Annotated in this window: 2 protein-coding genes; one reads left to right on the top strand and one right to left on the bottom strand. The window is 48.9% G+C overall.

The window, feature by feature from the left end; genetic code table 11:
- Positions 1-194: 194 nt before the first annotated feature.
- Entirely contained in the window at positions 195-1,013 is an 819-nt protein-coding gene (gene nadE, locus ACTBDZ_RS17585) for an ammonia-dependent NAD(+) synthetase (RefSeq protein WP_438816242.1), read from the bottom strand.
- A gap of 227 nt (positions 1,014-1,240) precedes the next feature.
- Here nadE and osmE point away from each other — a divergent pair, with 227 nt between their 5' ends.
- Positions 1,241-1,573 carry an osmotically-inducible lipoprotein OsmE gene (osmE, locus tag ACTBDZ_RS17580; protein WP_438816241.1) on the top strand — a complete coding sequence of 111 codons (333 nt, stop codon included), beginning with the start codon at positions 1,241-1,243 and terminating at the stop codon, positions 1,571-1,573.
- Positions 1,574-1,712 lie beyond the last annotated feature (139 nt).

Here is a 1,712-nt window from a genome sequence, read left to right as displayed (position 1 = left end):
ATTGTTAGTATGAATCATGAGAGTTACCTCGTGTTTTGTATAAGGATTGGACACCCATATCAAAACCGGTAACTCTCAACCTTGCAAGGTCCAGTGTCAGATCAAGTCGCGACTAATACAGATTATCATTGTTCCAAAAGCAAACGGATGCCGTTTCCGACATCCGTGCAGCGTTTACTGCCTGCCTGTCAGTGTCAGAAATCGTCAAATACAGTAACCGGAGGACGGCGTTTGTGTTCGGTCTTTTTATACCAGTTTTCGATAATGGCGGCGCGATTGGCGTCGAGCGTTTTTCCTTCCAGATAGTCATCGATTTCGTTATAGGTGACACCAAGGGCGGTTTCATCAGGTAGCGAAGGGCGGTTCTCTTCCAGATCGGCCGTAGGGGCTTTGGTGTACAGGTGCTGCGGACAGCCGAGTACCTTCAACAGAGCTTTCCCTTGCCGTTTATTTAAACGAAAAATAGGATTGATATCCGTGCCACCGTCCCCGTATTTGGTAAAGAAACCCGTGACGGCTTCTGCTGCGTGGTCGGTGCCGACCACCAGACCCGCGTTCATGCCCGCAATGCTGTATTGCGCTTTCATACGCTCACGTGCCTTTTCATTGCCTTTGACAAAATCGGACAGCGTTACGCCGATGGCCGCCAGGGTGGTTTCACTCGCTTCGACGGCGGGCTTGATATTCACCGTTAACACGCTGTCCGGTTGGATGAAGGCGATGGCATCCTGGCAATCGGCCTCATCCGCCTGAATGCCATACGGCAAGCGTACAGCGATAAACTGATAACGCGTATCGCCGGTTTCGCTACGTAGCTCATTGATGGCAGTTTGGCACAGTTTGCCGGTTAGCGTAGAATCTTGCCCGCCGCTGATCCCCAGTACTAACGAACGGATGAAAGGATTGGCCTTAAGATAATTCTTTAAAAAATCAACGCTGATGCGAATCTCGGCATCGGGATCGACAGTGGGCTTAACACCCAGTGCCTGGATGATCTCTTGCTGCAATGACATGGTGGCCCCCTTCCTGAACCTGTTGATACTGCGAAATAATTAGCTTGATGGTTAGAGTGTAAAGCTAATCGTCGTGAAGAAAAAGGACAAGAAGTGCGCGTGTATTTTTACTTTTATTGGCGCAAAAAAGGTCAGCGAGGCAATAAAATGTGGCCGAATACCGATTTGAAAAATTGCCGCGAGCCATCTAGCCTTGTCAGTGACTCATTAATGAATGAGGTAATAACATGAAAAATAATCAACTACTGGTATGTCTTGGTGCTGCGGGGGTTCTCCTTCTCTCTGGGTGTTCAGCCTACAATCGTGCAGAAAGTAGCTTTACCGAGCCGATGGTTAAAGAGGTGAAGGCCGGACAGACCAAACAGCAAGTGCTGCAAATTGCTGGCGCGCCTGCGTCAGAAGTACGGTTGAAAAACGCCAGAGGCACCTGCTTTAACTACCTGTTGAAAAATCGTGATGGTACGGCGCAGAACTATTTTGTGAGTTTCAACGACCGTGGGCAAGTGTTGAACAAGGGCTTCCAAAGCTGCGAGGCCTATGACACCAATCCCCAACGATAGTCGCGTTTTGTGCGTATAACCGTCATTCCGCACCTACTTTAAGAATAAATTCGACGGTATCGCTCGCCGAGAACATCAACGATGGTCTTGTGAACAGAATTGAGGTTGGATACTTGTGGTGGTCTGTCACCAATACTGA

It is taken from the genome of Symbiopectobacterium sp., assembly GCF_051710365.1.
In the GTDB taxonomy this organism is placed as follows: Bacteria; Pseudomonadota; Gammaproteobacteria; order Enterobacterales; family Enterobacteriaceae; genus Symbiopectobacterium.
This window is presented reverse-complemented; position numbering and strand designations above follow the sequence as displayed.